This is a genomic window from Streptomyces sp. UH6, from assembly GCF_013421635.1.
GTDB classification, from domain to species: Bacteria; Actinomycetota; Actinomycetes; order Streptomycetales; family Streptomycetaceae; genus Streptomyces; species Streptomyces abyssomicinicus.
Genome location: NZ_JACADT010000606.1, coordinates 1 through 3525, shown reverse-complemented (window position 1 = coordinate 3525; position 3525 = coordinate 1). Strand labels below are relative to the sequence as shown.

At 72.5% G+C, this 3525-nt stretch carries 2 protein-coding genes and 1 pseudogene; all 3 read left to right on the top strand.

The features are described from left to right. Positions 1-730: pseudogene (locus HW445_RS22880) on the top strand (hypothetical protein); the annotation flags it as partial. Positions 731-744: 14 nt separating this feature from the next. Further along, a complete protein-coding gene (gene argG, locus HW445_RS22875; protein WP_180222846.1) occupies positions 745-2187 on the top strand; it encodes an argininosuccinate synthase in 1443 nt (480 codons plus the stop codon). Between the two features lie 221 nt (positions 2188-2408). Next, positions 2409-3525: glycosyltransferase (locus tag HW445_RS22870; RefSeq protein WP_180222845.1), on the top strand; the 1117-nt coding region annotated here is incomplete at its 3' end.

The following is a 3525-nucleotide window of genomic DNA, read 5'->3' as shown; positions in this document are numbered from 1 at the left end:
CCGGGCCTTCGTCCTGCTGACCTTCCTCAACGGCGTGCTCCACACCCACCAGGTGCTGCTGACCACCGTGATCCCGCTCTGGCTGGTCACCGAGACCGACGCCCCGAAGGTGGTGCTGGCCTGGCTCTACGGCACCAACACCCTGATGGCGGTCGCCCTCCAGGTGGCCGCCGCCCGCGGCGTCGCCACGGTCGCCGACTCGCTGCGCGCCCAGCGCCGCGGCGCCCTCTGCTTCCTGGCCTCGTGCGCGATCATCGCGGTCACCCACGAGACGGCCGGCTGGGTGACGATCCTGTTGATGTGGGTCGGACACATCACGGTGACCGGCGCCGAGATCTACCAGTCGGCCGGCGAGTGGGGACTCGTCGCCGAGCTGGCCGACCCCGAGCGGCGCGGCGAGTACGAGGGCGTGGTGAACCTCGGCTCCAACCTGGGTACCGTCTGGGCCCCGGCCGCGTACACCTTCCTCGCCATGTCCTGGGGCCCGGCGGGATGGGCGGTGATCGCCGCGGTCATCCTGACGGCCGCCGTGGCGGTCCACCCCGCGGCCCGCGCCTGCGAACGGCACCTGCGGCGTCACGGACTCGCACCCGAGGACCCTCAGGAGCTGCCGGAACGTCCGGAGCCGCAGAAGCAGCAGGAGCCGCCGGGGTTTCCGGACCTTCCGGGGCCGAGGACGGCCGGCGAGCGAACCGTTCCGGAACCCTCTTTGCATGACCATACGGGATGATGCATAATCTTCCTATGTCCAAGGTCCTCACCTCCCTCCCCGTCGGCGAACGCGTCGGCATCGCCTTCTCGGGCGGCCTCGACACCTCCGTCGCGGTCGCGTGGATGCGCGACAAGGGCGCCGTCCCCTGCACCTACACCGCCGACATCGGTCAGTACGACGAGCCCGACATCGACTCGGTGCCCGGCCGCGCCACGGCCTACGGCGCCGAGGTCGCGCGCCTGGTCGACTGCCGCGCCGCGCTGGTCGAGGAGGGCCTGGCCGCGCTCACCTGCGGAGCTTTCCACATCCGCTCCGGCGGGCGCGCGTACTTCAACACCACGCCGCTGGGCCGGGCCGTCACCGGCACCCTGCTGGTGCGGGCGATGCTCGAGGACGACGTCCAGATCTGGGGCGACGGCTCGACGTACAAGGGCAACGACATCGAGCGGTTCTACCGCTACGGCCTGCTCGCCAACCCGAACCTGCGGATCTACAAGCCGTGGCTCGACGCGGACTTCGTGACCGAGCTCGGCGGCCGCAAGGAGATGTCGGAGTGGCTGGTCGCGCACGGCCTGCCCTACCGGGACAGCACGGAGAAGGCGTACTCCACCGACGCCAACATCTGGGGCGCCACGCACGAGGCGAAGACCCTCGAGCACCTGGACAACGGCATCGAGACGGTCGATCCGATCATGGGCGTCCGGTTCTGGGACCCGTCGGTCGAGATCATGACCGAGGACGTCACGATCGGCTTCGAGCAGGGCCGCCCGGTGACGGTCAACGGCAAGGAGTTCGCCTCCGCCGTCGACCTGGTGATGGAGGCCAACGCCATCGGCGGCCGCCACGGCCTGGGCATGTCCGACCAGATCGAGAACCGGATCATCGAGGCCAAGAGCCGCGGCATCTACGAGGCCCCCGGCATGGCGCTGCTGCACGCCGCCTACGAGCGGCTGGTCAACGCGATCCACAACGAGGACACCCTCGCCCAGTACCACAGCGAGGGCCGCCGCCTGGGCCGCCTGATGTACGAGGGCCGCTGGCTGGACCCGCAGGCGCTGATGATCCGCGAGTCGCTGCAGCGCTGGGTCGGCGCCGCGGTCACCGGCGAGGTCACCCTGAGGCTGCGGCGCGGCGAGGACTACTCGATCCTCGACACCACGGGCCCGGCGTTCAGCTACCACCCGGACAAGCTCTCCATGGAGCGCACCGAGGACTCGGCGTTCGGCCCGGTGGACCGCATCGGCCAGCTGACCATGCGCAACCTGGACATCGCCGACTCGCGCTCCAAGCTGGAGCAGTACGCGGGTCTCGGCCTGCTCGGCACCGGCGCCGGCCCCGCCCTGGGCGCCGCCCAGGTCACCGGCCTGATCGGCACCATGCCCGAGGGCGGCGCGGAGGCCATCGCCTCCCGCGGCGAGGTGTCCGAGGACGACGAGCTGCTGGACCGCGCGGCCATGGAGTCCGGCACGGACTGACGCCGCGGCGACCGTCGCGCACGACCGGCCGAAGGCCCGGTCCCGGCATCACCCGCCGGGGCCGGGCCTTCCGCTTTGTCCGGACCTCTGGATGAATTGTGTGACAATCCGTTAGCTTCGGACCGGGGGATGGGCGACGGCACGGCAGCGCATGCCCCTGCGCTCCGTCCGCCCGCGGCAGGGCGACGCGGCGCCCGGGTCGCGTACCGGGGGGTTCTCGGATGAAGATCGCCTTTCTGGTGTACAACGCCTACGGCATGGGCGGCACCGTCCGCGCCACCGCCAACACCGGCGCGGCCCTGGCCGGCCTGGGGCACCAGGTCGAGGTGGTCTCCGTCTACCGGGCCCGCGACGACCCGCTGCTGCCCTTCTCCCCCGAGGTCCGCCTGCGCCCGCTCGTCGACTGGCGCGCGGACTCCCCGGGCTGCGAGCGGTCCTCGCCCCGGGCGGGCGCGCCCTCGACGATGTGGACGGACACCGGCGTGGCGTCCGGCCCGATGCCCCCGTCCCGCCTCACCGACGAGCGGATCGCCGCCTTCCTGCGGACGACCGACGCCGACGTCGTCGTCTCGACCCGCCCGGTCCTCACGGGTCACCTGGCCCGGGACGGCCGCCGCCACCGGTATCTGCGCATCGGTCAGGAGCACCTCCTCCTGGGCAGACACGCCGGCCATGTGCGGGTCCACCAGAACCGGGCGCTGGCCGGGCTCGACGCCTTCGTGACCGTCTCCCGGACCGACGCCGCCGAATACCGGGCCGCCGTCCCGCGCGCGGCGGACCGGATCACCGCGATCCCCAACTGCGTCCCCGCCCCGGACGTCGTCCCGTCCGACGGGCGGAGCAAGGTGATCGTCGCCGCGGGCCGTCTGGTCGGGCTCAAGCGCTACGACCTGCTCATCGACGCCTTCGCCGGCATCGCGCCCCGTCACCCCGACTGGTCCCTGCGGATCCACGGCCGCGGCCACAAGGCCCGGGAGCTGCGCGACCAGGTGGACGCGCTCGGCCTCCAGGAACAGGTACGTCTGATGGGACCGGTCTCCCCCATCGACCCGGAGTGGGCCAAGGGCGCCCTCGCCGCCGTGACGTCGAGCCGGGAGGCGTTCGGCATGACCGTCGTGGAGGCGCTCCACTGCGGCGTCCCGGTCGTCTCCACCGACTGCCCGCACGGCCCCGGCGAGATCCTCACCCATGACCACGACGGTCTGCTCGTCCCCATGGCCGACGGCGCCGACGGCTTCGCGGCCGCCCTGGAGTCACTGATCGAGGACCCCGCGCGGCGGGCCCGGCTGGCCGCGAACACCCGGCGGACGGCCGCGGACTACGCGCCGGAGCGGATCG